Annotated in this window: 20 protein-coding genes and 5 tRNA genes; 14 read left to right on the top strand and 11 right to left on the bottom strand. The window is 39.8% G+C overall.

Annotation, left to right across the window (positions count from 1 at the left end):
• Positions 1 to 127 precede the first annotated feature (127 nt).
• On the top strand, positions 128 to 400 hold the full coding sequence (locus tag KAN5_RS10200; protein ID WP_016709842.1) for a type II toxin-antitoxin system Phd/YefM family antitoxin: 273 nt from the start codon (positions 128 to 130) through the stop codon (positions 398 to 400).
• Positions 381 to 650, top strand: a complete 270-nt coding sequence (locus KAN5_RS10195) for a Txe/YoeB family addiction module toxin (RefSeq protein ID WP_138554578.1) — start codon at positions 381 to 383, stop codon at positions 648 to 650. Before KAN5_RS10200 ends, KAN5_RS10195 begins: the two co-directional genes overlap by 20 nt.
• 607 nt (positions 651 to 1,257) lie before the next feature.
• On the opposite strand, the gene KAN5_RS10190 is transcribed toward KAN5_RS10195, so the two are convergent.
• On the bottom strand, positions 1,258 to 2,571 hold the full coding sequence (locus tag KAN5_RS10190; protein ID WP_016709840.1) for a peptidoglycan DD-metalloendopeptidase family protein: 1,314 nt from the start codon (positions 2,569 to 2,571) through the stop codon (positions 1,258 to 1,260).
• Positions 2,572 to 2,721: 150 nt separating this feature from the next.
• Between KAN5_RS10190 and tyrS the strand changes: the two genes are divergently transcribed.
• Positions 2,722 to 3,921, top strand: coding sequence for a tyrosine--tRNA ligase (tyrS, locus tag KAN5_RS10185; RefSeq protein ID WP_016709839.1), 1,200 nt, complete (start codon positions 2,722 to 2,724; stop codon positions 3,919 to 3,921).
• Positions 3,922 to 3,997: 76 nt separating this feature from the next.
• Here the strand turns inward: tyrS and KAN5_RS10180 are convergent, their stop codons facing one another.
• The 4 genes from KAN5_RS10180 to folE2 form a co-directional block, all read right to left on the bottom strand.
• Complete coding sequence (locus KAN5_RS10180) at positions 3,998 to 4,945, bottom strand: cobalamin biosynthesis protein (protein WP_244389655.1); 948 nt, start codon at positions 4,943 to 4,945, stop codon at positions 3,998 to 4,000.
• Between the two features lies 1 nt (position 4,946).
• Positions 4,947 to 5,654 (bottom strand): 5'-methylthioadenosine/S-adenosylhomocysteine nucleosidase, encoded by a 708-nt coding sequence (mtnN, locus tag KAN5_RS10175; RefSeq protein ID WP_016709837.1) that lies wholly within the window; start codon positions 5,652 to 5,654, stop codon positions 4,947 to 4,949.
• 112 nt (positions 5,655 to 5,766) lie between these two features.
• Entirely contained in the window at positions 5,767 to 6,360 is a 594-nt protein-coding gene (locus tag KAN5_RS10170; protein ID WP_138553794.1) for a DUF2726 domain-containing protein, read from the bottom strand.
• Between the two features lie 92 nt (positions 6,361 to 6,452).
• On the bottom strand, positions 6,453 to 7,373 hold the full coding sequence (gene folE2 / locus KAN5_RS10165; RefSeq protein ID WP_244389654.1) for a GTP cyclohydrolase FolE2: 921 nt from the start codon (positions 7,371 to 7,373) through the stop codon (positions 6,453 to 6,455).
• 213 nt (positions 7,374 to 7,586) lie between these two features.
• On the opposite strand from folE2, the gene arcB reads away from it, so the two are divergent.
• Positions 7,587 to 9,911 (top strand): aerobic respiration two-component sensor histidine kinase ArcB, encoded by a 2,325-nt coding sequence (gene arcB, locus KAN5_RS10160; protein ID WP_016709834.1) that lies wholly within the window; start codon positions 7,587 to 7,589, stop codon positions 9,909 to 9,911.
• 27 nt (positions 9,912 to 9,938) lie between these two features.
• Here arcB and arcA read toward each other — a convergent pair whose 3' ends face one another.
• The 5 genes from arcA to trmB all read right to left on the bottom strand — a co-directional run bounded on the left by arcA (position 9,939) and on the right by trmB (position 14,853).
• The gene (gene arcA / locus KAN5_RS10155; protein ID WP_016709833.1) at positions 9,939 to 10,655 is read right to left on the bottom strand and encodes a two-component system response regulator ArcA; all 717 of its coding nucleotides are present in this window, start codon (positions 10,653 to 10,655) and stop codon (positions 9,939 to 9,941) included.
• A gap of 108 nt (positions 10,656 to 10,763) precedes the next feature.
• The gene (locus KAN5_RS10150; protein WP_016709832.1) at positions 10,764 to 11,288 is read right to left on the bottom strand and encodes a YfiR family protein; all 525 of its coding nucleotides are present in this window, start codon (positions 11,286 to 11,288) and stop codon (positions 10,764 to 10,766) included.
• On the bottom strand, positions 11,285 to 12,910 hold the full coding sequence (locus KAN5_RS10145; protein WP_016709831.1) for an ATP-binding protein: 1,626 nt from the start codon (positions 12,908 to 12,910) through the stop codon (positions 11,285 to 11,287). The genes KAN5_RS10150 and KAN5_RS10145 overlap by 4 nt, the downstream gene beginning before the upstream one ends.
• Before the next feature lie 161 nt (positions 12,911 to 13,071).
• Positions 13,072 to 14,097, bottom strand: coding sequence for a 16S rRNA (guanine(1207)-N(2))-methyltransferase RsmC (gene rsmC, locus KAN5_RS10140; RefSeq protein ID WP_138553791.1), 1,026 nt, complete (start codon positions 14,095 to 14,097; stop codon positions 13,072 to 13,074).
• A 30-nt stretch (positions 14,098 to 14,127) separates the two neighbouring features.
• A complete protein-coding gene (gene trmB, locus KAN5_RS10135) occupies positions 14,128 to 14,853 on the bottom strand; it encodes a tRNA (guanosine(46)-N7)-methyltransferase TrmB (protein WP_016709829.1) in 726 nt (241 codons plus the stop codon).
• Positions 14,854 to 15,016: 163 nt separating this feature from the next.
• Between trmB and mutY the strand changes: the two genes are divergently transcribed.
• Together mutY and KAN5_RS10125 are read left to right on the top strand one after the other, a co-directional pair.
• Positions 15,017 to 16,087 (top strand): A/G-specific adenine glycosylase, encoded by a 1,071-nt coding sequence (gene mutY, locus KAN5_RS10130; RefSeq protein ID WP_244390944.1) that lies wholly within the window; start codon positions 15,017 to 15,019, stop codon positions 16,085 to 16,087.
• A 35-nt stretch (positions 16,088 to 16,122) separates the two neighbouring features.
• A complete protein-coding gene (locus KAN5_RS10125; RefSeq protein ID WP_016709827.1) occupies positions 16,123 to 16,395 on the top strand; it encodes an oxidative damage protection protein in 273 nt (90 codons plus the stop codon).
• Positions 16,396 to 16,441: 46 nt separating this feature from the next.
• Here KAN5_RS10125 and KAN5_RS10120 read toward each other — a convergent pair whose 3' ends face one another.
• Positions 16,442 to 19,210 (bottom strand): hybrid sensor histidine kinase/response regulator, encoded by a 2,769-nt coding sequence (locus KAN5_RS10120; protein WP_244389653.1) that lies wholly within the window; start codon positions 19,208 to 19,210, stop codon positions 16,442 to 16,444.
• A 280-nt stretch (positions 19,211 to 19,490) separates the two neighbouring features.
• On the opposite strand from KAN5_RS10120, the gene KAN5_RS10115 reads away from it, so the two are divergent.
• The 8 genes from KAN5_RS10115 to KAN5_RS10080 all read left to right on the top strand — a co-directional run bounded on the left by KAN5_RS10115 (position 19,491) and on the right by KAN5_RS10080 (position 26,706).
• Positions 19,491 to 19,566 (top strand) — tRNA-Phe (locus KAN5_RS10115).
• Positions 19,567 to 19,638: 72 nt separating this feature from the next.
• A tRNA-Thr gene (locus tag KAN5_RS10110) sits at positions 19,639 to 19,714 on the top strand.
• Between the two features lie 220 nt (positions 19,715 to 19,934).
• Positions 19,935 to 20,010, top strand: a tRNA-Phe gene (locus tag KAN5_RS10105).
• A gap of 58 nt (positions 20,011 to 20,068) precedes the next feature.
• Positions 20,069 to 20,144 (top strand) — tRNA-Thr (locus KAN5_RS10100).
• 220 nt (positions 20,145 to 20,364) lie between these two features.
• Positions 20,365 to 20,440: transfer RNA gene (locus KAN5_RS10095), tRNA-Phe, on the top strand.
• A 466-nt stretch (positions 20,441 to 20,906) separates the two neighbouring features.
• Complete coding sequence (locus KAN5_RS10090; RefSeq protein WP_138553789.1) at positions 20,907 to 22,313, top strand: efflux transporter outer membrane subunit; 1,407 nt, start codon at positions 20,907 to 20,909, stop codon at positions 22,311 to 22,313.
• 2 nt (positions 22,314 to 22,315) lie between these two features.
• Positions 22,316 to 23,629 carry an efflux RND transporter periplasmic adaptor subunit gene (locus KAN5_RS10085; RefSeq protein ID WP_244389652.1) on the top strand — a complete coding sequence of 438 codons (1,314 nt, stop codon included), beginning with the start codon at positions 22,316 to 22,318 and terminating at the stop codon, positions 23,627 to 23,629.
• Positions 23,626 to 26,706, top strand: a complete 3,081-nt coding sequence (locus KAN5_RS10080; protein ID WP_016709821.1) for an efflux RND transporter permease subunit — start codon at positions 23,626 to 23,628, stop codon at positions 26,704 to 26,706. Before KAN5_RS10085 ends, KAN5_RS10080 begins: the two co-directional genes overlap by 4 nt.
• Positions 26,707 to 26,722 lie beyond the last annotated feature (16 nt).

Below are 26,722 nucleotides of genomic sequence, written 5' to 3'. Positions count from 1 at the left end.
TCTGCATCAAAGAAATGCATTATCGAATGTTTTTATTTCTTCACTTTGGGCAAAGCCTTTTAAGTGACTTGATATATTTTTTAAACTATAATGTACGACATTACCGTACATTAATGAGGTTTTAATTATGGATAGCATCAGTGTCAATCAATTTAGAGAAAACTTAAAAACATACGTGGAACAAACCGTTAGTGATCATGAGCCTATAAAGGTTACTAGGCGTGCAGGAGATGCATTTATAGTAATGAGTGCAGATGACTGGGAACGAGAGCAGGAAACTTTACATGTTTTACAGAGTAGCAGTTTAATGCAACAAATCGCTGACTCAATGAAAACTCACACAGCCAATTCAGGTTATAAACCAACACAAGAGCAGCTAGATGAGATCATTAACCTTTGAGGGGAAAACTTGGCTCACCTATGAACAATTACGAGTGAAAGATAAAAAGTTGCATACAGCTTTATGCAAAATACTAAAAGAAATGATGCGCTCAGATCCAAGTAAAGGCTTAGGTAAACCAGAGCCTTTAAAGCACAATTTATCAGGATTATGGTCAAAGCGGATATCACAAAAAGATCGGTTAATTTATAAGTTTGATGATGAGTGCATATATATTTTCGCCATTGGTGGGCATTACGACGACCATTAGCATTAGGAAATAACGAAGCTGTAGAATTAATCCAGCAGCCAAATTCAATTAAAAAACGAAATCCTAAAATTAATTCTAAGCTATTAATTAATATATTTGGAACCAATAAAACAGCTATTTTCTTAAAATATAATCGTACAGCTTAAATACCGAATTAAGCGGATAAAAATAGTGGGTTATAATGTGTAGAATAGCCTACTGCTTGCTTATTTGTATGGGCTCATTATGTGCTTAGTTACACCTTCTGTACCAGGATACATCGACATATGGTTGACGCCTAAAATATTTAATTGGTCTCTTAAAAGCGCTTTCTTTGAAGCGTCAATTGTTATTGTTTTGATTGACCTTAGGCTATTACGGCTGAAACAATTAGGATTACGTAAATCGTCAAGCTCAACCAGAACCTCAGGATAAGGAAAAAATAGTAAAACAAGCATCTTGAGCAATAAGTCGCTCGTTAGTGTGTTTGGGGTAATAAAACTCTAAATGTCTATATGAGTCTTGACTTGCAGAAGATAGCGCAGTGATACTGACTGCTCAACAAAAAACCGTTGCTATTTGCATAGCAACGGTTTTATATTTTCTGACCGCTGACCGCTGACCGCTCTTACTTAAGCGCTAACTGTAGCTCTCTGTTGCGCTCTAACTGGGCTAAGAAGTTATCTGCGATTGGCTTGAACTTAGCAAGCTCGTCGCGTGGTAACGGCTCAGATTTAGGTAGTTTAACCGTTTTAGGGTTACGGTGAACGCCGTTAACCAAAAACTCATAGTGTAAGTGAGCTCCGGTTACTCGACCTGTTGCGCCGACGGTGCCAATTTTTTGGCCTTGCTTAACCTTTTGACCAGTTTTAACCATACGTTTATTTAAGTGTAAGTACTTAGTTACGTACTGAGTACCATGGCTAATAAATACATAATTACCATTGTACTTGCTGTAACCTGATTTAATTACTTTACCATTACCTGATGACACAACGGGTGTGCCTGTGCGTGCTGCGTAATCAATACCGTTATGGGGTTTTACCGTTTTAGTAACCGGGTGCAAGCGGCGTGGGTTAAAGCTTGAGCTAATATACTTAAAGTTAACCGGGGCACGTAAAAAGGCTTTTTTCATGCTACGGCCTTCAGGGGTATAAAAAGTATCGTCGCTATGGCGAATAGCCGCGTAGCGTTGGCCTTGGTTAATAAACTCTGCGGCAATAATTTTGCCTGTGCCTATAAATTCGCCATCAACATAGTGCGACTCGTAAATTAAGCCGAATTGATCGCCTTTACGAATATCGTTAGCAAAATCCACATCCCAACCAAAAATATCTGCAAAGTTCATAATTTGACGTTCGCTCAAACCAGCTGCAATACCAGAGGTCCAAAAGCTATTGGTAATTTCGCCACCAGTAGATTTAGTGAGGGTTTCGATCTCTTTACTGTCGATAGAAGTATCGTAATTACCTTCTTCGTTCAAGGTTACAAATAAAGTATCTGTTTTTGAGATCACATAGCGTAGTTGCGCTAAAGAGCCGTCCTCTGCGGTGGCAAAACTAAGCACTTCACCAGGATGAATTTTAGTTAGTTTACGTGTTTCCGCATTAGTATTAAGTAATTTATGAACGGTTTGCGCGTTAAAACCAGCGCGCTTGAAGATAAGTGCTAAATTGTCACCGTTCTTTACTTCAAAATCGACTAGGTCATATTCTGGTAATTTTGCTGCGTCTTCTTGCGAATTTAATTCAGTTAATTGTTCAACGTCATCAACTTTAATTTGTAATTCGTAGCGTTTACCAATTTCTAGTGCATCAGCGCTATTGTCTTTAGAGGCAGTTGCTTTTTCTGAAGGTATGAGTGTTAAAGCAGCAATAGCAGAAACTAAGCCTAGAATAAGCAATTTGTGTTTTTTTGGGAGTTTGTGCACAACGCGAACCATAACGTGCCTTTTCCTGCTGTCAAGATAATTAATCACTAATATTGCAGGATATACTTAATAAAGCGTTAATACCAGTGTTTTGTAGATTTAAACTGGCGTTAATTTACGCTAGAATCCCTAGGTTGACTGAATTTTTTGGAGTAATACACAGTGGATTTACAAACCGCTCTAGCAGAGATTAAACGCGGTGCAGAAGAAATATTAATTGAAGACGAATTAGTTGAAAAGCTGAAGTCTGGTAAAAAGCTAAAGATCAAAGCGGGTTTTGATCCAACCGCACCTGACTTACACTTAGGCCACACAGTGTTAATTAATAAAATGAAAACCTTCCAAGACTTAGGTCATGAAGTCATTTTCTTAATTGGTGATTTCACTGGCATGATAGGTGACCCTACGGGAAAAAATGTAACTCGTAAACCGCTTACCCGTGATGATGTACTAGCGAATGCTGAAACATATAAAGAACAAGTATTTAAGATTTTAGACCCTGCTAAAACAACTGTTGCGTTTAACTCTACTTGGATGGAAAACCTAGGCGCGGCAGGTATGATCAAATTAGCAGCACGGCAAACGGTTGCTCGTATGCTGGAACGCGATGATTTTAAAAAGCGTTATGCAGGCGGACAATCTATTGCCATTCACGAGTTTCTGTATCCTTTAGTACAAGGTTGGGATTCAGTGGCACTTGAAGCGGATGTTGAGCTTGGTGGTACGGATCAACGCTTTAACTTGCTAATGGGTCGTGAGCTGCAAAAAGACGAAGGACAAAAACCGCAAACTGTATTAATGATGCCTCTATTAGAAGGCACCGACGGTGTGCAAAAAATGTCTAAGTCATTAGGTAACTACATTGGTATTACAGATGCGCCGAACGATATGTTTGGTAAAATTATGTCTATCAGTGATGAGCTGATGTGGCGTTATTATGATTTGTTAAGCAGCTTATCAATTGAGGAAATTGCCGCACTAAAAGAGAACGTTGCGCAAGGCACCAACCCGCGCGATATTAAAATTGATTTAGCAAAAGAAATGATTGCTCGTTTTCATAGTAATGAAGCGGCAACAGAAGCGCATGAAGACTTTATTAAACGTTTCCAAAAAAATGCGTTACCAGATGATATCCCTGATATGACTGTAACCATAGATGAAGATACGGTATTTATCACGAACTTACTTAAAGAAGCTGGTTTAGTGGCAAGTACTTCAGAAGCGATGCGAATGATCAAACAAGGTGCGGTGAAAATCAATGGCGAAGAAAAAGTCACTGATACTAAGCTAGAAATTGCAAAAGGCACGACGGCAATTTATCAAGTTGGTAAACGTAAATTCGCAAACATTACCTGTGCTTAATGAATAAAGAATGAAAATTCAGTTAGATATTTAAGTAATAAAAACCAGCTTCGGCTGGTTTTTTTCTCTCTGTGTTCTATACAATTGTTTTAACTATCTCTGCCCCAAGTATTATCAGTAGCCAAAAACCACGGGCTTGATTGAGTCGATTGATCAACACCGGAATATCATCTGCTTTTGGTAAGCGTTCGGTGCCGATGCGCATTTTATCAAAACGAACTCCTTGGTATATAGCAGGGCCACCTAGTTGCACGCCAATAGAGGCTGAGCAACAACTGAGCAACCAGCCACTGTTGGTTTGATAAAAGTGTCGGCCATAATGTTTGATATAATGAATGCTCAATTTACTCGCTTTACTAGCTGCAATAGTTAATGCGAGTAGCCGAGTGGGTAGCCACTCAATAATAAACAACAAGCCACTAAGTGACTTTAGAAAAGGGCTATTAGGCAATAAATCTCTGCGCCAAGCTTGATGGATCAAAGTAAGTAAGCGATAAGCAAGGGCAGCCATTGGCCCAAACAGTAAGTAAATAAATATTACGCTAAAATAGTGCCGAGCAACTCTGAGGATCAACGTCTCCATAGCGGCTTTACAAATCCCTGGGCTAGATAGTGTATTAACTTGACGGGCAAGTAGGGGCTTTAATAACTCGCGAGCAGTGGCTTTTTGGTTTTGTTTGAGCAGTCGTGCAATTCGTAGCGTTTTGCTTTCTACTGTGCGCCACTCTAGGCTTAGATAAAGGATTAATCCTGCTAAAAGTTCGGGGTAGTAGGCAAATTCAAGCAGCAGGATCACTAAGGTCATGATCACTAGAATGACTAAAGTGAAACATAGCGAAGAGGATAAATACTGGTAACTTGTGGATTCTGTACTACGATAAACACGTTTGGCTAGTGCGTTAAATACTGCGCCTAAAAATGTGTTTGGGTGATACCAGCTTACTAAAGGCAAAAAGCGCTCAGCAAGGAGCGCTAATATAAATACAATAAAGTCCACATGTTGTTGAACTAAATTGGATAACACCTTATAGCGTTACCGATGTTAGTTTTTCTAGTAATGCCACAACCATTTTAGATGAATTAATAGAAGCAGTTTCTAGGTATTCTTCAAACGACTGTGGTGATTCTTTGCCGGCAATGTCAGACATTGAACGGATCACAACAAAAGGAGTTTCTAAGCTAAAACATACTTGTGCAATTGCAGCACCTTCCATTTCAACGGCAAGCATTGTTGGAAAGTCTGCACGCGCTTTATCAATGCGTACTGGATCACACATAAATGAGTCTCCCGTACAAATTAAGCCAACCATAGTTTTAACATCGCCGATTTGGGCAATGCTTTGCTCAGCTGCGTCAATTAATTTAGGGTGTGCGGCAAACCCAGCTGGCATTTGCGGAACTTGGCCAATTTCATAACCGAATGCGGTTACATCAACATCGTGATGACGTACTTCTGATGAAATAACCACATCACCAACATTTAGTGATGGCTCAAAACCACCTGCAGAGCCTGTGTTGATCACGCAATCAGGTTGAAAGTTATCGATCAATAAGGTGGTGGCGATACTTGAGGCTACTTTGCCAATACCTGATTGCACTAAAGTTACTGTATTACCAGCTAACTCACCAGTGTAGAAAGTGAAACCAGCTTTAGTTAGCACTTGTGGATTTTGCATTGCTGCACGCAAAATTTTAACTTCTGGCTCCATTGCGCCAATAATACCAACATTCATAATTTTAAATTCCTCGAATTGAATGCCATGATTATACTGTAAAAATAAGAGTAGGGTAAAACAAACAAAAAATGCGAGCGTATAAAGCTCGCATTTTATCGTTTAAGGCAGCTTATATTTCAGCTAAAGCAGTTGAATGTGCTTTGGCTTGAGAAGGAGAGAGTACCGCAGGCTTAGTAACTCGATTACGAGTAGGGCGTAAACTTGTCGTCGCTGGTTTACCAAGCTTAAACATAATTGCTTCGCGTACTTCACTCGGGCGATAGCCAGATTTTACTTTCATGCGAATATGTGGGATCCCAGCGGCTTCTAGTGCGCCGTTAACAAACCAATCGCGTTGTGCTTTATGGCCATCTTTGTTGGCGTTATTAACTAAATCAACGGCCGCAACAATGGTCATTTTTTCTTTGTCGATTAATACATAGTCAAGCTGTTTGTTTTTTGCTTTAGCGATTGCTGCACGTTTAGCTTTAGGTGACAAACCTTTCTTACAATCAATGATATCGATTAATTTCACGCGGCTAACAATTTTGAATTGGTCGCCTACAGCGCGCTCTAAAAGATTAAGGAAAGAACTTTCAACTTGCGTAAAAACACTGGTTTTACGCGTGAATGGGTAAGGATTTCCGCCATCGTCGGTAAACTTTGACGCAACAACAGATGCCCCAACTACTAATACTAAAATTGATAATAAAGCGAATTCCATACGGTAACTCCACAACAACAAATTGACACTGTAATTCTAATAGCAATTTACGTGCCCAGTTGGTGCAAAGTTACACTTTAATAACCATTAAGTTATGGCTGGTATCCGCCATCAATTCCTTTTACAGCAATCGCTACGGCATCATGGGCGTGAAGTGATTCATAATGGTTTATTTGTAACCAGTAATCAGCGTATTGTGCATCTTCTAATACTGCTTTTATTTTACGAGCAGCATCTTCACAGAACATTAAATTCTGACCATTTAAACGAGCAAACTCTTGCTCATCTTCGCGTTTAACAGCTGCTTGAACTGGCGTTTTAAGCTCACCTTCTAGGGTATCTATCAGGCTTAAAATATCAAACTCAGTGATATTGCTCGCAAGTTTAACTTTTACATTGGCGATAGAGCGCTGTGAATGAGGGGTTGCCACAATGCCGTCAGTACTACCAAGCCAGTTGAGTATATGTTCATGATTTAATGTTTGCCCACTAAATTTTTCAGCAAACGCTTGTTGAATAAGCTGACGTGCTAATGCTGCAGAGCAAGGACATGTTGATGAATAAGTTACATCAAGGCTCAGTTCAAAACTTAGCACACCGCGGTCAATTTTTGCCTCTATTGTTAGCGGGTAGCTTTTCCAGCCAGCCTTGCCGCTTAACAGTGATTTTCTGCGCAGTGGTAATTCAAATTTGAATTCAATTTTAGCTTGATCGGATAGCCCTTCATGACTGGAGATAAAGGTATCTAGCGCTTGGGCAATCGTCAGCGGGTTAACCTGTTGCTCAGTGGATAAAGTATCGAGTGCTAAAAATAACCGTGACATATGGATGCCTTTGGCGTCTTCTTTATGTAAGTTAACAAAAGCGCGGGCTTTAGCATTGACATGAATTGCTGCAAGATCACGAGACTCGAATATAAAAGGCAGTTCAATATCAGCCATACCAACCCAGTCTAATTTACCTGATTGTAAGGCGGGAGCCGTATCTGCTATATCGGGCATGTTGCTTTGCATGAAAAATCTCGTAATTGACAATTGTAAAGCGCGGTATTTTACACGAAAAAATCTAAAAATACGTGGTAGATGAAAATTTTCTGTTTTCGTCGCGGAAGATGAAAATAGTTAATACAAAAATGCTAAAATCATAGCAATAGTAATTTTTTATGTGTAGCTGTGTAATCAGCTGACTTTTATATACACAAACGTATAGTTAAGAGACAGATTTATATGATCGATTCCTCTTTGAGCCCATGGGCTCGAATACTTTCCAGTTTAATTACTCGATTTGGTGAATTCAAAACCGCAACTATTTGTTATGCATTACTATTAGTGCTCGCATTAATACTATCGTGTATGTTTTATTATGTTGCGGTGGGCACAGTAACGCTTGTCGATGTGCTTGCCGTGATGTTTTTTACTGCGGTTGTGTCTCCTATTATTATCAGCGTCCTGATCAACTCTATTCGTCAGTTAGATGCCTCATATGCCTATTTAGATAGTGCCACTAAACAAGAAAAGCTATTAAACCAAACATTAAAAGATAATATTAATCGGCTAAATGTTGAGATAGACGAGCGTAAAATGGCTTTTCATGCCAAGCATCGTGCAATTGAAGAGCTTAGACGAGAAATTGTTGAACGTAAAAAAACGCAACAAGAACTTGCACAACAGGGCATGTTATTGCGATCTATAGTCGATTCCTCACCTGACTTATTTTATTACCGGGACAACAATGGCGTGTTTGCAGGCTGTAATAAAATGTTTGAGGAAGTTATTGGGAAATCGAGTGAGGAATTAATCGGTAAAACGGCAGAGGAAATTTACCCAACGCAATATTTACCGGAAGTACTCATTACAGATAATAAAGTTGAAAAAACCCACGCAGCATTAACCCTCGATGTTGAATACCCTGTTGGCAATGAAAAGCGTTGGTTTGAAATGCGAAAACTACCGTTTATTAATGATGATGGTGAGTACATTGGTTTGCTTGCGTTTGGCCGTGATATCACCAGTCGTAAAGAAGCTGCGCAGGCACTTGAAACTGCGTATAAAGATAAAGGGAAATTTATTGCCACTTTGAGCCATGAATTACGTACACCACTTAACGGAATTGTAGGTTTAACCCGAATGCTGCTTGATACCGACTTAGATAAGCAACAACGAAGCTGGTGTAATACGGTCTTTTCAAGCGCTGAAACGTTAGGCAATATTTTTAACGATATTATTGATCTAGATAAAATTGACCGCGAACAGCTTGATATCGTGACTGATTCTATCAATGTATCTGACTTTATAAATGATGTTGTTAACTTTGCAGGGCTAATAGCAGAGCAAAAAGGCCTAGAGTTTGAAATTAAACGCAAGGGTATGTTGGATATTTACGCACAGTTAGATCCAACACGCTTACGACAAGTTGTTTGGAACTTAATTAACAATGCCGTCAAATTTACCCAACAAGGTAAGGTGGAATTAGCGTGTAACCGAGAGAACCGAGCAGATGGTGCGTGGTTGGTAATGAAAGTCACCGACACCGGCCAAGGCATTCCACAAGAACAATTACATCGTATTTTTGATATGTACTATAAAGCCCCCGACTTAAATGGCACAAATGCAATTGGATCGGGTATTGGTTTAGCCGTAACTAAAGCGCTGGTAACTGCCATGAAAGGGCAGTTACATGTTAGCAGTACAGAAGGTGAGGGTAGCTGTTTTGTAGTAGAAATACCGTTGACTCTATGTATTGCGCCAGCTGAGCATAGTTATGTTGGCCGTAGTTTAAATATTCTTTTGGTTGAAGATGTGCCACTTAATGCTGAAATCGCCACTAACTTACTTGAACAGCGTGGCCACGAAGTGATCTGGGCTGAAACAGGTGAAGATGCGCTGTCGTTCGTTGAAACAGAAGATGATCTCGATCTTGTATTACTTGATATGCAACTTCCAGATATTAACGGTGATGAAGTTGCACGCCAGATCCGTGCCGATAGTCATTTTGATAAGTTACCTATTGTTGCGCTGACGGCCAATGTTCGCAGTGCTGAAGAAGAGCTGCAAGGGATCTCAATTCAAGGTGCTTTAGCTAAGCCGATCAATACCACTAAGCTTGATAAAATGTTGGCGGAACTATTTGATATAAAACAGCAACACCAATGCGCTGAGACGCGTTTGACAGTGAGTAAAGAAGCCAGTGTAAATATCAATGTTGAGTTATTGGATGTTGAGACCATTGAAGACTTTGTTAACTCAATGGGTATTGTGATCTTTAAACGTAGCAGTAGTTTATTTGAAAAATTGAATCCGCAATACCAGCAAGAATTAGCTGCATCATTAGCTGATGGAGATCGTGAAGAATATAAATCCGTAGCACATAAACTCAAAGGCGCAGCTGGCTCTGTTGGTCTAAATGATGTGCAATTGCATGCTAAGAAAATGGAACACGGTGCGATTGAGGAAAGTGATGAAGAATTAAAAGATTGGCTAACTATATTGGCAGATAAAATAAATGAAGGGCAGCAGGCCCTTCATTTATTCTTACAGCAATTAGAACGTTAATGCTGCAGGTATTTGCTAAAAAAGATATTAACTATCAATTTTGCCAATGAAACGATAACCTTCACCATGGATGGTGCTGATCAGCTCAGATGTGCTGTTATCACTTTCAAAATGTTTACGAATACGACGGATCGTTACGTCAACAGTACGGTCATTTGCACGAAGTTCACGACCAGTCATATGCTTGATCAGTTGCTCGCGGCTAAAAATACGGCCTGGAGAGTCAAGCATTAAACGTAGTGCTCTGTATTCACCTTTAGGTAAACGCTTAGCGTCACCATTTGGCGATGTTAAACAGCGGCTATTTTCGTCAAGTTCCCAGCCATTGAAGGTGATCACACCATTTGTTTCAAGGCTTGATTCTTCACCGCCAAGAGCAGTACGAGAAAGCAAGTTACGAGCACGAATAGTTAGTTCACGAGGATTGAACGGCTTAGTAATATAGTCGTCCGCACCAATTTCTAGGCCTAATATACGGTCTACATCATTATCACGACCGGTTAGGAAAATAAGTCCAACGTTACGCTTTTGACGTAATTCACGCGCTAAAATTAGCCCGTTTTTGCCTGGCAGGTTGATGTCCATAACTACAAGGTTCACATCATCATTATTTGTAAGCTTGTCATGCATGTCATCGCCATCAATGGCTTCAATAACTTTGTAACCTTCAGCTTCAAATAAACTAACGAGGTTTAGTCGAGTTACGTCTTCATCCTCTACAATCAGAATGACTGGCGTTTGCATTATTAATTAACCTTTTTCGGAATATTTTATTTACAATTAATTCGGTATTGTATTATAAAACCGAATACTAGTGATTATAGGAGTATATCCAATTGTTAACAAGTAAAATCAATTCGGATGAAATTTAGAAACAGCTAATAACCGAGATTGCACTTTAAAACTACTGCGCAACAACTGCTGTTTATTGATATACAGTCGGATTTTATTCCCTTCTTGGATCAAAGAAATAACGCCACCTTTTTCTAAAAAATTAATACTCTCACCAACTGTTAAGGTATTTAATGAAATGGTATCGATCCAAAGTGGAATTATATCATCTTCCATTGTTTCATCAATGTATGTGATATCACAAACACGAGAAAGTTCAGAAATTTGCTGATTTTTATCAATTAAGACAGTTTCAATCGGTCTATTGTTAATTTTCAGGCTAGAATTACTCTTTAATAACTCGCCAACCCCCTTTTTAATGTTGTAAAAACAAAAAGTCACCGGCCGATTATTGCTAATTTGGGGGAACTCTACAAATTTTGCAATCTGAAATAAAAAGGCGGACTTAACTTGCTCTGGTGATTTAGCCAGTACAAAGCATGGAAAAGCGATTATCAAAGCCAGGAGTAAACCGCTTAGTTTCATATTCGACTTGCCTCGGTTAATGGCAAGGTGATAATAAAACGGGTTCCAGTTGAATTTTGGTCATCAAAATAAACACTCCCGCCTAAGGCTTGAGTGACTAAATTGTAAACTAAATGCATACCTAAGCCACTACCGCCTTCGCCACGCTTTGTTGTAACAAAGGGGTCAAAAATACGTTTTTTAATACTCTTATCAACGCCAACACCATTATCAAAGTAGTTAATGGTCAGGCTGCTTTCGTTTCGCTCAACTGTAATTTCGATTTCATTGTTTTGATTATCTCGAAAGCCATGGATGATAGAGTTGCTTAATAATTGTTGCAGTACTTGCTGCAGTGGCCCAGCTTTGGTTTCAAACATTAGTTGCGATGAACAATGAATAACAATGTTAGGGTTTTTTACGAGTAATTCTGTACGCATTGAAACGATTACATTGCTGAGCAAATCATGCATATTAATCAGCGAACTTAGTTCCCCGTCTTGATTCACAGCGACTTTTTTAAAGCTGGAAACCAGCTCAGCCGCACGATTTAAATTTCGATAGATAAGATCTAAGTTTTCTATGCCATTATCAATAAAACGTTTTAGCTGGCTTGAGGTTAACGTTTTTTGATCAAACCCTTGGCTTATTTCTGCCAGCTTATCACGTAGTAAAGTGGAGCCGGTGATCCCCAAACCTATGGGCGTATTCACCTCATGGGCAACACCGGCAACCATTTGTCCTAGAGAGGCCATTTTTTCGCTTTCAACAATTTGATTTTGATATTGATGCATTCGCTCTAGCGTTGTTAGTAGCTCTTGGTTAGCTTCTCTGAGCGCGATGGTACGTTGATTTACTTTCTCTTCTAAACTTTGGTTTAATTGCTTAATTTCTTGTTTATCATTTTTATGCCGCTCGATTTGGTTTTGAGTGCGAGTCAGCATGATATTTAAACTATTGGAAAGGGTATTTATTTCGGAAATATTTGTTTTTTTGGCTCTGGCGTCATAATTATGATTTTTTGAGACATCCTGCAGTAAGGTGCTTAACTGGTCTATTGGGTCGGCAATACGTTTTTGAATGCGCTTTGCAACAAAATAGACCAACACTAAAACGAATAATGTTAAAAGAATATCGATAAGGATTTTTTTATTAATATAGGCATTGAGACGTTCTAGTCCACCACGAATATAGACGTAGCCTTTAATATTGCCCTCGTAGTTGATCGGTTTGATCAACTCTACATAATCTTCGGTGATCTTTGGTTGCTGCAGCTGTTCAATGTTATCTACACGCAGCGGCACAGGTGGGGTTTTCTTGGCATTGAAACTGGTAAAAAATACAGGTTTGTTTGAAATATCATCGATCGCATAAATGTGTATGTTTTTAACGAGTGGAATGCTTTCAAAAGATTTAAGTCGTTGCTCTTCGGTTTTTCTATCATCAAACAATACTGTAACTTGCGCATTAAATGCGATAATTTCAGCTAAAATATTGAGTTTGTTTATTATTAAAAGTTTTTGTTCTTTTACATCAAGGTAAGTAGATATTGAAATTGATAATGATAAAGACAAGGCTGTAACAAGCATCACTGCGCTGATCAGAGCTTTACGAATACTTGTTTGCGACGTTGATTTAGGCATTATTATGATGAAAGCCGAATATATAATTGGGATAGAATTACCATAAGTCTAGCAAAGACCTATCAAAGTAACTAAAAAATATCCTAAGTTTGTTGTAAAGCTACCTATTTTTATTTTCAGCAGCTTTTTGAGCGCGTTGCGGTATTGAGCTTTCGGCTTAATTAGCTGCTATATACTGCAAACTTATTGGTTTTATGCACCGTTTGATACTCACCAAATTGGCTTTCTAAAATAGGTGGATATTTTAAGAAACTGTTTGCAACAATTGTTAATTTACCTTGTTTAGTCAAATGCTGTTTCGCGCCACTTAAGAATTGTTCTGCTACGGTATAATCAGTCGCAATACCGGTATGAAACGGCGGGTTTGAAATAATTAGTTCGAACTTTCCGCTTACCTTAGCTAAACCATCACTTAATAAAGCTTTGCCGCTGATATTATTAAGCTTTAGTGTTTGCTCCGTTGCATAAGCGGCAAGGGCGCTGACATCTGTACAAGTAAAATTCAATGCTGGATTTTTCAAACCCAAAAAAGTGGCAATAAGACCTGCGCCACAACCAAAATCGAGTACATTCCCTGACTTAATAGTTGGTGCATTCTCAAGCAATATTTTAGTGCCACCATCAAGTTCGCCGTGGTTGAACACGCCAGGAATGCTAATCGCATTAAAACTCAAGCCAGCAACATCAACATTGAATTGTTTGTGGTAACGAGTGATTGCAAATTCAGCTAATGTAGTTATTTCTGTAAATAGATACAAAGCACAATGGCGAGCACTGTCAATTTTATTACTGTATTCACAGTAACTGCTAAATTGCTTTTCAATTGATTTTACACCACTTTTATTTTCACCAACCACCAATAGTTCGGCTTCAGGGTTAATAACTGCACGGATATTATCCAGCGTCATCAGTGCTTCTGGTTTGGCTTTAGGGTAATAATAAATAACTAAATCAAAATTGTGTGCCGCTATTTCATGGCTTACGCAAACATCAATACCTTTGATGCTTTTTGCAAACTCGCCATTTGCATGGTTGTAGCTAAAAGCACTAATCCTACTGTTAGGGTTTAGCTGTTGAAGCTGTGACAAAAAACCATCTTGGACAAAATTAACCACTAAAATAGAGTCTGCCTTGAGGTTTTCGCTATTACGAAGTAATAATGAACTAGGGTTGGTTAATGCGCTCATAAATGGCTTTGCCTTTGATTAAGTATGTTATTAACTAATGCGTTCAAACATTAGGTCCCAAACACCGTGACCTAAACGGTGGCCACGTTGTTCAAATTTCGTCAATGGGCGCAAATCTGGGCGTGGTACATAGTCGTTTGTCTGTGATTGGTTTGTAAAGTGCTCAGCTGCTTGCATGACTTCAAGCATGTGTTCAGCGTAATTTTCCCAATCAGTAGCCATATGAAAAACACCGCCAATTTTTAATTTACTACGGAGGCTTTCAACAAATGCTGGTTGCACTATACGGCGTTTATGATGACGCTTTTTATGCCATGGATCAGGGAAGAACAACTGCACTGTGGTAATGCTACCTTCAGCAATGCAATCAGCAAATACTTCAACCGCATCATGTTCAAAAATACGTAAGTTACTAATTCCTGCTTCATCGGCATCCATTAAACAAGCGCCAACACCTGGGCGGTGAACTTCAATACCGATAAAATTAAGGTGTGGTGCGTTTTTAGCCATCTCGACTAATGATTTACCCATACCAAAACCAATTTCTAAAACAACGTCGTTGTCATTACCAAATACTTGCGCTAAATCAAGCATGCCATTTTTGTGCTCAAGACCCATTGTTGGCCAGCACTTTTCAATTGCAGCAGCTTGTCCTTTGGTTAAACGACCTTCGCGTTTTACAAAGCTGCGAATTGTACGAATATATTTACCTTCTTGCTTTGCTTGCTCAAGGTTATCGTTACTTGAATCACTCATATATTTTGGCCTGATGAAAACAACATGTCATAAAATGGTGGCGTATTATCCCTGACCACGGGCTTGATCACAAGGTTTTATCCTTTGTGTATGTTCAGAACTTGATATTTTAACTCACTGCAATAGACTGCTTGCCATCAAGGGTCGAGTTATAAAAGTAATTATTTTGAAGTTAAACAACAGTGACGCAAACTGGTTTTCAGGGCAGGTTGTCGATTGGTATCACTTACATGGCCGTAAAACCTTGCCATGGCAGCTGAATAAAACGCCTTATAAAGTATGGGTGTCTGAGGTTATGTTACAGCAAACTCAAGTTGTAACAGTTATTCCTTATTTTGAAAAATTTATGGCAAGCTTTCCCGATATTATTGCTTTAGCGGATGCAGATGAAGATGTGGTATTACATCACTGGACTGGTTTAGGTTATTACGCCCGAGCTCGAAATCTGCATAAAACGGCTAAAATAATTCGTGATCAATATCAGGGAAAGTTTCCCACAACGTTAGATGAAGTTGTCGCGCTGCCAGGAATAGGGCGTTCCACCGCTGGAGCGGTGTTATCGTTATCACTTGGTCAACATCATCCTATTTTAGATGGTAATGTAAAACGTGTGCTTGCTCGCTACTTTATGGTCGAAGGTTGGTATGGTGTTAAAAAAGTTGAGAACCAATTATGGCAGTTAACAGAGCAGCTTACACCTAAAGAAAGTGTGATTGAGTTTAACCAAGCTATGATGGATTTAGGCGCAAGCCTTTGCTCACGTAGCAAGTTCGAATGTGAGCTTTGCCCATTGAGTACACGTTGCAGGGCATTTAATGAGGGAGTGGTTAAGCAGTTTCCGCACTCTAAACCTAAAAAAATCGTACCTAAAAAAGAGTGTTATCAACTGATTATTCAATGCGATGACCAAGTGTTAATGGAAAAAAGGCCAAACTCAGGGATTTGGGGCGGGTTATTTAGCTTTTTTGAATTTACACAAAAAAGCCAACTTGATGCTTTTTTGGTACAGCAGGGGCTTGGATTAAATACCACCGAAATAACACCATTTACCCATGTGTTTTCACACTTTGAGCTAACTATTAACCCTCATGTGTTAAATATGAGTAAAATCCCCGATGTAGTTAATGAGCGGCAGTTAGTTTGGTACCCGTTAGATCAGTCAATTGAAGTCGGTTTAGCTGCACCGACTAAAAAGCTGGTTAAACAAATTAGCACAATGGTTTACACTAGCTAATATCTTTCGTTTTAATACAGCATAAGAGATCAATTATGTCACGTACAGTATTTTGTCAAAAGTTACAAAAAGAAGCCGAAGGCCTTGGTTATCAACTATACCCTGGTGAACTTGGTGAAAAGATTTTTAATAATATTTCTAAGGAAGCATGGAGCCAGTGGCAACATAAACAAACTATGTTGATCAATGAAAAGCATTTGAACATGATGGATCCAGAGCACCGCACGTTTCTAGAAGAGCAAATGGTTGGCTTTTTATTCGAAGGCCAAGAGGTGGAGATCGAAGGTTATCGCCCACCAGAGAAATAATTTATAGTTAAAAAGGGCTACTGAAGCCCTTTTTTAATGCTTGCTATTAAATCAGGTCATCTTGCTCTTGGGCGTTACGTACTTGCTCTTTTAAATATTGCGCAACTCGAGAGTATTCAATTTCTAAATTATCACGCAATTCAATTAATTGATCACTGGTTAAGTCTTGCTCTTTACAATGGCTCTCAAAGTCACTGGCGAGCTCGGCAACTTTGTCAGCACCAATGGTTTTCGATATTGATTTTAACTGATGGCAAGCTGAGATAATTATTTCATAATCAGCAGTCATCACACCAGTATTAATTTCTTTAGCTAAAATGTGACTTTGCTCTAAGTACATTTTAAAGAAGCGTAATTGTTTTGCTTCATCATTGTTAATGTATTTGGCAAGCATCTCTAGGTTAATCGGTGCTGTAGGCTTATTTTGTGTTGCTACGACAGGTCCTTGCTTGCTTACATTACTCCAGTTGTTAAGGGTTGCTTCTAGTGTATTTAATTCAACCGGTTTAGTAATAAAGTCATTAATTCCCACGTTTAAACAGCGTTCTTTTTCACCTTTAAGGGCATTTGCTGTTACAGCGATAATATAAGGTTGAGCATTTATATCTTCTAGCTGAGCGGCTTCATCACGGATTTTTTCGACCATGTCATAGCCTGACATTTTAGGCATGTGTAAATCAGTTAAAATTAATGGGTAATGGCCGCTTTGCCACATTTTTAAGCCTTCTTCACCATTTTCAGCAACCTCTACGCCAAACCCGAGTAAATGTAATTGGTCAGTGAGTACTTGCTGATTTAAAATATTGTCTTCAACAAGTAGTACGAGCTTGTTTTCATCGCGAGCTTGTTCAATATTTAAATAGTTATTAAGGGTTTTAACTGGTTTAACTTCTCTAGGTGTGTGAAGGCCAGCAGCAACCAACAGGGACATCATAAAGTTTGATTTACACAGTGGTGCGGCATTTAGGTAAAAAATGTTTTTATGGTTAATAGCTGTTTCGTCTAACTTACTAAGTACCACAACTTGCTGGTTATTATCTTCAAGCGTATACAATAATCGGCGTAGCAAAGAGTTGGTCTTATCCATAGTATCAACACCATCAAGCACCCAAATAATACCGTGAGTGTCTTGATGCTGTTCAATTTCTTCTACCGTTTGTGCTGTAATTGTTCTAGCACCCATAAATGATAAGTAACGATTTAAAGTTTGCTTTCTGGTTGGGTGCTCAGTAACAAGTACAACTCGGTGATCTTTTAATGTGTTTTTATGAGCATATTTAATTTTGTTTTCTGTACTAAATGGCAGCTCTACAACAAAATCACTACCAATCCCGATGTTGCTAGTAACACTGATTGAGCCGAGCATTAGCTCGGTCAAACTTTTACAAATAGATAAGCCTAAACCAGTACCACCGTATTCACGGGTGATAGAGCCTTCAGCTTGAATAAATGGATTAAATATTTCCCGAAGCTGAGTTTGACTCATGCCTTTACCATTATCACTTACTGTAAAACGTAAGGTGAAGTGATCTGTGGTATTTTGTGCTACTTCTACCGAAATGCGCACATAGCCTACGCGGTCATCATTGCTGCTGGTAAACTTAATTGCATTACTGCATAAGTTATAAAGTACTTGGCGGACACGTACCGTATCACCGATTAAATTAACTGGTATATCGGGAGCGATAGCGAGGTCTAATTCTAATTGACGCTTTTTAGCCACAGATGATAATACTCTAGCAACTTCCTCGATTGTATCTGACACTGAAAATGGCGTTGGATCGATGTTGAGTTTACCGGCTTCAATTTTTGAAAAGTCTAAAATATCATCCAAAATCCCCAATAAAGAAAAGGCCGATTCACGAATAATCGTAGTTAAGCGATGTTGCGCGCCATTTAGTTCGGTTTGCCTTAATAAATCAATTGTGCCGATAACACCGTTCATTGGCGTACGTATTTCATGGCTCATAGTTGCTAAGAATGTGGTTTTTGCTTCGCTGGCTTGTTCAGCTCTTTGGCTTGCATTTTCAAGTGCTAAGGTACGGTTTTGTACTTCCGTTTCAAGGCTACTTTGTAGATTCTGTAAATCTCGTTGAGCGATATCATTATTACTAATTGCGTTTTGTACTTGTAATAATAGCTGATTGATATTTTTTGCCACAATATCAAGGCCAATATCTAGTTGCTCATCGACTTTGGTGTTGTAGCTGTTAGATTTTGTAATGCTTTCTAATTCATGGGCAAGCATGTCACTGCTTTTGCGGATCCGATTATTGAGGTAAGCATTAAAAAACAGTGCCAGTAAAAATAAGCTGACAACAGCAAATCCAGCAATAGCCATTGAGAATACTGAAGAGTGTTGGGGCAACACGGCTGATGAATTGGATTTTTGTTTAATAATCAATTCACCAACGGGTTGATCATTTAAGTTTAGTTGATGGTGAATAATACCTTGTTCAACTGAGTGTTGGTTTAGTTTCACAGCTGCAATTACTGACTCATTACTGGCGAAAACTAATTGTGCTTGTGTTGTTGGAGTATATCTATATAAGTAATAATCAAACTCAGCATTCAGTGCGACACTTAAATCGAGTAGTTTGTTTGCATTATCTTGCCCTGGGCGAGTTAATGCGTTTACTAAAGGTGTATCTAGTTGCTCGGCTAACTGCAGTAAGCTTACGGAGTTTTGCTCTGCGTTAGCATTTTGTGTGGGGTAAAAGGAGTACGCAACTACAGCGAGTGCGGTTACTGCTAGGTTTATAATTATAAAAAGAGGCAACAGGCCTTTTACAGGAGAAGAAAATTTACTCTGCATTTATTATCCAACTTGTCTATTATCAACCGCAATCTAAACAGTCGCTTCTGTACTTGAAATCAATCCTATCATTTACCAGAAATAATTCACTACGTTTTTAGTGCCTAGATAAACAAAGCATCATTGAAATACCTATGTAGTGCCCAAAATAAAAAGTTATTGCTGCAAAAAACAGCGTACTTTATATTTATTAATCGCTTTGTTTGAAAACTGTGCAAACAGTTATAAAGAATAAAAAAAAGTTGACTTGAAAGGGCAAAACCAGTTTAATACGCCGCACGCCCAGATAGCTCAGTCGGTAGAGCAGAGGATTGAAAATCCTCGTGTCCGTGGTTCGATTCCGCGTCTGGGCACCATTGTTTTAGTAATAGTGTTTAAATTAAATGATTAAAACATTATTACACGTGCCTTAGCACACAGTTTAGTGTGCCGACTTAGCTCAGCTGGTAGAGCAACTGACTTGTAATCAGTAGGTCAACCGTTCGACTCGGTTAGTCGGCACCATTTATTTTAGATAATTTGAAAAAGAGCACTGACTCGTAATCAGTAATTCATTCAGGTTATCCGTTCGACTCGGTTAGTCGGCCCATTTATTTTAGATAATTTGAAAAAGAGCACTGACTCGTAATCAGTAATTCATTCAGGTTATCCGCTCGACTTGGTTAGTCGGCACCATTTATTTAGATTTGCTGTTAAACTCACGGTGAATCAGCACAGTTAATGTGCCTCGATAGCTCAGTCGGTAGAGCAGAGGATTGAAAATCCTCGTGTCCGTGGTTCGATTCCGCGTCGAGGCACCATTTATTTAAGTTTATCAATCTTCAAAATTGATACGTGCCTTAGCACACAGTTTAGTGTGCCGACTTAGCTCAGCTGGTAGAGCAACTGACTTGTAATCAGTAGGTCAACCGTTCGACTCGGTTAGTCGGCACCATTTATTTTAGATAATTTGAAAAGAGCAACTGACTTGTAATCAGTAATTCATTCAGGTTATCCGTTCGACTCGGTTAGTCGGCACTATTTATTTAGATAATTTGAAAAGAGCAACTGACTTGTAATCAGTAATTCATTCAGGTTATCCGTTCGACTCGGTTAGTCGGCACCATTTATTTAGATTTACTGTTAAACTCACGGTGAATCAGCACAGTTAATGTGCCTCGATAGCTCAGTCGGTAGAGCAGAGGATTGAAAATCCTCGTGTCCGTGGTTCGATTCCGCGTCGAGGCACCATTTATTGTTAGATACTTAGGTGTATGCGTCATCGAACTACGTTCGGTTACAAAATACATCCATGTATTTTGCCCTGCGGGCCATCCTTCGGATGTTAAAAATTGTTCCTGACAATTTTTTCCGCGTCGAGGCACCATTTATATTAAAGCCCTGCATGAAAATGCGGGGCTTTTTTGTTTTTTCACTAAGGTAGTTAACAGTAAAAAAACAGCCTCACCTGTTGCTTCAGATTTACAGTTATTTTCTAATCTTGAAAAACCCGAAACCCGAAACCCGAAACCCGAAACCCGAAACCCGAAACCCGAAACCCGAAACCCGAAACCCGAAATTTTAACCTTTTATCTTACTAATCCAGCACTTTAACGCATTGTATGCTAAGAGTTTGTAATGTTATGTAAAGTCAGTTGAGCTATTAAGGCTTGAGTGATTGAATTACACTCAGTAAAAGATGTATTCAGGGTAAAACATGAACGGGCAATTAAAGCCGAGTATTGTTGCATTATCTATGTTGTTTATTGGCGCATGCACAACCTCACCAACTCAACAAGAGCGGGTGCAACAGCTCGAAACACTGCCAAGTAACTGGCAGCAAAATTCTAGTAAAGAGATCGTTGCGGTTGTTGCTGATAATTGGTTGCAGCAACTAGAAAACCCACAAGTATTTGCACTTGTGGAGCAAGCGCTTAAATATAATCAAGCGCTATTGCAAGCAGGTTTTGATGTGGCAATAAAGCAACAGCAGCTACTAGCAACGGGTGCTGCGCTTTGGCCAAGCTTAGACTTATCTGCACGTACAAGCCGCAGTAAAGATAACCGCCCTGTTAGTTATAACAACGCAAGTTCAGCGGATATTGGATTGAGTTATGAAGTTGACTTATGGGGCAAGCTTTCAGCAGCAGAGCGACAAGCAAACTTAGAATACTTGGCAGAGAAGGCAAGCTTTGAGCAAGCTCGTCAACAGCTTGTTGCTGATGTAGTAAGTGGTTGGTTCAATGTGATCACCGCTCAACAATTATTAGAACTCTATAAACAAAGAGAAAAAATTGCAGAGCAAAATCTTTCGATTATTGAGTCGGGTTATCGCCAAGGGCTTAATGAAGCGTTGGATGTGTATTTGACTCGTAATGAACTCAACACTGAACGCTCTAATATTGCCGAGCAGCAAGCAACCTTAACAGAATCAATTCGTGTACTCGAGCGTTTAACTGGTGAATACCCGAAAGGGGCATTGAGCGTTGATGCTGATTTACCTTTACTCGATAACCCCATTCCTATCGGCCTGCCATCGGAGCTGATCACTCGTAAACCAAGTTTAATGGCAAGTTGGTATCAATTATTAAGCACGGATGCTGGTTTAGCTTATGCTCACAAACAACGATTTCCTAGCTTAAATCTGACTGCGTCATTAGGTGATAGCACTGATAGGGTTAGCGATTTATTTTCGCCTTCAAGTTTAGCGTGGTCGCTAGTGGGCAGCATTGCTATGCCAATATTTGATGGCGGTCGCTTAGCTGCTAATGAAGAGCAGGCGCGTTTGACAGTGAAACGTCAAGAGCAAGTTTATCTTGAGTCATTATACGATGCGTTTAGTGATGTGGAAAATGCGATTACCCAAGAGCAGTCACTGCAGCAACGATACGAGAAAACCCTCGAAGCACAAACCAATGCTATTACAGCAGAGCAGCTCTCGTTTGAACAGTATCAAAGTGGTTTAGTTGATTACACAACCGTATTAGATGCGCAAGATCGTTCCTTTACTGCGCAAAACTCAGTGATCAATATCAAAAACCAATTAATCCTAAATAGAATAAAGCTACATATTGCCCTTGGTGGCGATTTTTCCGAGCCTAACCAAGAGTCAGAAGAGCAATAATTATGAACAGCAAACTTCGTAAATTTCTAATTCCAACTATTATAATTGCAGTTACTGCGACGTTGATTGTCGTTATTAAAGGTAACCCACCTGAAACCAGACGTTTTGGCTCTGCTCCTAAAGCAAATGTCACTGTGGCTGTTTCTCCACTAGAAGCTAAGCCGTATCAAATAATGATCAATAGCTTTGGCACTGTAAAACCGCGAACACAAAGTATGTTAGTGTCGCAAGCATCTGGGCAAATCATTAAAATTAGTGACCGATTTCGTGAAGGTGGCTTTTTTGATAAAGGTGAAGTGCTACTTGAATTAGATGATAGAGATCATCGTGCCGAGGTCAAATCTGCACAAGCTAATTTACTAAGTGCGCAACAAGCTTTGTTAGAAGAAGAAGCGCGTGGCAATCAAGCACAGACGGACTGGCAGCGCTTAGGTAATGGCCAACAAGCAAGTTCGTTAGTGCTACGTCAGCCACAATTAGCAGCAGCGCAAGCTGAGGTGTTATCAGCACAAGCGCAACTTGAAAAGGCTGAACTTGATTTAGAACGCACAAAAATTAGCGCTCCTTATGCAGGTAGAGTGTTAAGTCGCAGTGTCGATTTAGGGCAAGTCGTTAATAATAATACAGAGCTTGCATCTATCTATGCTATCGACAGCGTTGAAATTCGTTTGCCGATTAAAAATAAAGACTTACCTTTTGTTGAATTACCGGAACAATTTCGTGATGGGGTGAGTAATGAGCAAGGTTCACCGGTAGTTTTTCGTTCTGATCTGGTTGGCTTGCAACAATGGCAAGGGCAAGTAGTACGTACTGAGGGCGCGATTGATTCATCGGCTCAGCAGCTTTATGTCGTTGGTCAAATCAATGATCCATACAAAGCAACTGCTAATAACCAATACCCAATTAAAATTGGCCAATATATAACGGCGCAAATTAAAGGTGTTGAAGTACAAGATGCTATCGTCATTCCAAACAGTGCTATTTACCAAGGCAGTTATGTGTATATTGCAGAGCAAGGTGTCTTAAAACGTAAAGACATCACCTTAAGATGGCAAAATGCCAATGATGCAATTATTGCATCGGGTCTAAAAGCAGGCGACAACTTAGTTATTACACCGCTTGGTCAAGTGAGCTCAGGTACCCAAGTAAATATTATGGGTGAGCAAGCTTACCAAAGTACGCGTGGTAATAAACAAGGCCGAGGTGAGCGCCCAACTAAAGAGCAACTGGAAGCTATGGCTAAAGAGCAAGGCATTTCAGTTCAAGAGCTAATTAAGCAGCGTCGCGAAGCTCGCGGCCAAGGAGCTAAGCAATGATAGCCTGGTTTACTAAAAACCATGTAGCCGCCAATCTATTGCTTATTAGTATTGTATTGGCTGGGCTATTTAGTTTATCAACCCAAATACCTTTAGAAGTCTTTCCTTCATTTGAAGCGGATCGGATTAGCGTAAGAGTAACTTTGCGCGGTTCCACTCCTGAAGATGTTGAAAAAGGTGTTACTATCCGCATTGAAGAAGCGGTACAAGATTTGGAAGGTATTGAGCAAATCTCTAGCAGCTCTTCTGAAGGCTCCTCGTCAGTGACCATTGAGGTTGAAACAGGCTACGATGCGCGAGACTTATTGGCTGATATAAAAAGCCGAGTTGATGCCATTAATACTTTCCCAGTGGATGCAGAAAAGCCCGTTGTTGCCCTTGACCAACGTATACGCGAAGTAATAGCGGTAACGGTTTCGAGTGAATATGGTGAAAAAGAAACACTCGAGTATGCTGAAAAAGTACGTGATGATTTGCTACGTATTCCGTTAATTACCCAAGTTGAACTAAGCGGGGTGCGTGATTACGAAATTGCTGTTGAAGTAAGCCAAGATATATTACGTCAATATGATTTAAGCTTAGCGCAAATCTCATCTGCGATTTCTCGTTCAAGTACTGATGTCTCTGCGGGTAACTTAAAAACCGAAGGTGGTGAAGTACTTATTCGTTCAAAAGGTCAGGCCTATCGTAAAGATGAGTTTGCTCAAATTGTTGTTAAACAACAAGCTGATGGCACTATTATTCGTTTAGGTGATATTGCCAGTATTACTGATGACTTTGAAGAAACCCCTGTACGCACCCGTTTTAATGGTAAACAAGCTGCATTTATCGATGTTTATCGTATTGGCCCGCAAAGTGCTATTGGTGTGGCTGATGCAGTAAAAGACTACATTAATGAACAGCAAGATAGCCTACCACAAGGCTTTCAGCTCAGTTATTGGGACGATGATTCGCAAATTGTTAAAGGTCGTATTGCCACACTAACAACCAATGCGATTCAAGGTGGTATTTTAGTACTGGCACTACTGACACTATTTTTACGCCCAGCTATTGCGATATGGGTGTTTGTGGGTATTCCTGTATCCTTTATGGGCGCATTTTTAGCGATGCCGTTGTTTGGTATAACGCTCAATATAATGAGCTTATTTGGTTTTATCTTAGTACTGGGTATTGTTGTTGATGATGCGATTGTCACCGGTGAAAATGTCTACACTCACTTAAAAACCGCCGAGTCGGGTGAGCAAGCAGCAATTCGCGGTACGCAAGAAGTTGCAACGCCCGTTACCTTTGGTGTTTTAACAACGGTAGCGGCATTTTTACCGTTAGCATTTATTGAAGGTGGCCGTGGTGCTTTGTTTGCACAAATTCCTGTAGTGGTTATTCCGGTATTACTGTTCTCGTTAATTGAATCTAAATTTGTGCTACCTGCGCATTTAAAATACATCAAATTACGTAACCAAAAATCTGAGCCGTCTAAATTAGAACGACTACAGCAGCGTTTTGCAGATGGTTTTGAAATGGCGATTATGAAGTACTACCAGCCGATCTTGAACTTGGCGCTGAAAAATAAGCTGGCAACGGTAAGCTCGTTTGTTGGCATATTTTTAATAATTTTAACGCTTATATCGAGTGGTTGGACTAAGTTTGTATTTTTCCCGCGGATCCCAAGTGAAACTGTGCGAGCTAATATCACTTTCCCAGCTGGTACACCATTTGAAGTGACTAACAAATACATAGTGCTGATGTCAGATAAAGCTAAAGAGTTACAAGATAAATACCGTGATGAAGACGGCGAGAGTGTAATTCTTAATATCTTGGCAAGTACCGGGGGGCGTGGTGGTGCGTCAAATACAGGTTCAGTGCGTTTTGAAATCACGCCTGCTGAAGAGCGCGACTCAGATATTGGATCGCAGCAGTTATCGAGTGAATGGCGTGATTTAATTGGTGTGATCCCTGGGGTTGAAAGCATGACCTTTAGGGCTGAAATTGGCCGAAGTTCAGATCCAATCAATGTACAACTGTCAGGCAGTACCATTGAAACACTGGAAACCGTCGCTGAGAAAATCAAACTGCGTTTAGCCACTTATCCTACAGTATTTGAAATTGCAGATAGTTTGTCAGATGGTAAAGAAGAGCTGCAAGTTGAGCTGACCGATCAAGGTTTAGCACTTGGCCTAAATCGTACTGATGTATTACAGCAAATTCGTAATTCGTTTTTTGGCTCGCAAGCACAACGTATTCAGCGTGGCCGTGACGATGTCCGTGTGATGGTGAGATTACCATTGGATGAGCGTCGCTCAGTGGCAGATTTAACTGACATTTTAATTGACTTACCTGATGGTGGCACAGTGCCGTTATCCCATGTTGCAAAGTTAGTAACCGGTGAGAGTCCGTCGAGTATTCGTCGCATTGATCGTTACCGAACATTAAATGTCACCGCCGATGTTGAGAAAAACAACACCAATATGACGGTTCTTCAAGCTGACCTTAAAGGGTATTTAGACGAGCTAGTACAGCAATATCCTGGTGTTAATTACACCTTAGAGGGGGAGGCGAAAGAGCAGCGCGAGTCATTTGGCTCACTTGCTTGGGGCTTGTTGTTTGTGTTCTTTATTATTTATGCCTTACTAGCAATTCCGTTTAAGTCATACTTGCAGCCGCTAATTGTCATGAGCGTGATCCCATTTGGTATGATAGGTGCTGTGATGGGGCATTGGATCATGGGGATGGATTTAACCATTATGAGTATGCTTGGCATGCTTGCGCTGGTTGGTGTTGTCGTGAACGACTCTCTGGTATTGGTTGACTATATAAACAAAAAGCGCAGTGAAGGTGGTGATTTACTTGAAGCGGTCAAACGTGCTGGTGCAGCCCGTTTTCGCCCCGTTATGCTAACGAGTTTAACTACCTTCATTGGCTTAATGCCACTGTTGTTTGAAAAAGCCACACAAGCGCAGTTTTTGATCCCGATGGCGGTGAGCCTTGGTTTTGGCATTATCTTCGCAACTTTTATTACCTTGTTATTAGTACCCGTTAATTACTTATTGATGGAGCGAGTACAAGGCTGGTTTAAATAATTAATTATTCCCCACG

The sequence above is a fragment of the Pseudoalteromonas sp. KAN5 genome (genome assembly GCF_022846535.1).
GTDB classification, from domain to species: domain Bacteria; phylum Pseudomonadota; class Gammaproteobacteria; order Enterobacterales; family Alteromonadaceae; genus Pseudoalteromonas; species Pseudoalteromonas haloplanktis.
This window is presented reverse-complemented; position numbering and strand designations above follow the sequence as displayed.

Bases quoted from the DNA above. Each gene is read 5' to 3' on its own strand.
- KAN5_RS10120 (WP_244389653.1), bottom strand. From the start codon at position 19,210: ATGCAGAGTAAATTTTCTTCTCCTGTAAAAGGCCTGTTGCCTCTTTTT.
- folE2 (WP_244389654.1), bottom strand. From the start codon at position 7,373: ATGCAAAGCAACATGCCCGATATAGCAGATACGGCTCCCGCCTTACAA.
- mtnN (WP_016709837.1), bottom strand. From the start codon at position 5,654: ATGAATGTTGGTATTATTGGCGCAATGGAGCCAGAAGTTAAAATTTTG.
- KAN5_RS10145 (WP_016709831.1), bottom strand. From the start codon at position 12,910: ATGCCTAAATCAACGTCGCAAACAAGTATTCGTAAAGCTCTGATCAGC.
- KAN5_RS10200 (WP_016709842.1), top strand. From the start codon at position 128: ATGGATAGCATCAGTGTCAATCAATTTAGAGAAAACTTAAAAACATAC.
- KAN5_RS10150 (WP_016709832.1), bottom strand. From the start codon at position 11,288: ATGAAACTAAGCGGTTTACTCCTGGCTTTGATAATCGCTTTTCCATGC.
- KAN5_RS10125 (WP_016709827.1), top strand. From the start codon at position 16,123: ATGTCACGTACAGTATTTTGTCAAAAGTTACAAAAAGAAGCCGAAGGC.
- KAN5_RS10080 (WP_016709821.1), top strand. From the start codon at position 23,626: ATGATAGCCTGGTTTACTAAAAACCATGTAGCCGCCAATCTATTGCTT.
- KAN5_RS10190 (WP_016709840.1), bottom strand. From the start codon at position 2,571: ATGGTTCGCGTTGTGCACAAACTCCCAAAAAAACACAAATTGCTTATT.
- KAN5_RS10085 (WP_244389652.1), top strand. From the start codon at position 22,316: ATGAACAGCAAACTTCGTAAATTTCTAATTCCAACTATTATAATTGCA.
- KAN5_RS10170 (WP_138553794.1), bottom strand. From the start codon at position 6,360: ATGGAATTCGCTTTATTATCAATTTTAGTATTAGTAGTTGGGGCATCT.
- rsmC (WP_138553791.1), bottom strand. From the start codon at position 14,097: ATGAGCGCATTAACCAACCCTAGTTCATTATTACTTCGTAATAGCGAA.
- arcB (WP_016709834.1), top strand. From the start codon at position 7,587: ATGATCGATTCCTCTTTGAGCCCATGGGCTCGAATACTTTCCAGTTTA.
- trmB (WP_016709829.1), bottom strand. From the start codon at position 14,853: ATGAGTGATTCAAGTAACGATAACCTTGAGCAAGCAAAGCAAGAAGGT.
- arcA (WP_016709833.1), bottom strand. From the start codon at position 10,655: ATGCAAACGCCAGTCATTCTGATTGTAGAGGATGAAGACGTAACTCGA.
- KAN5_RS10195 (WP_138554578.1), top strand. From the start codon at position 381: ATGAGATCATTAACCTTTGAGGGGAAAACTTGGCTCACCTATGAACAA.
- KAN5_RS10090 (WP_138553789.1), top strand. From the start codon at position 20,907: ATGAACGGGCAATTAAAGCCGAGTATTGTTGCATTATCTATGTTGTTT.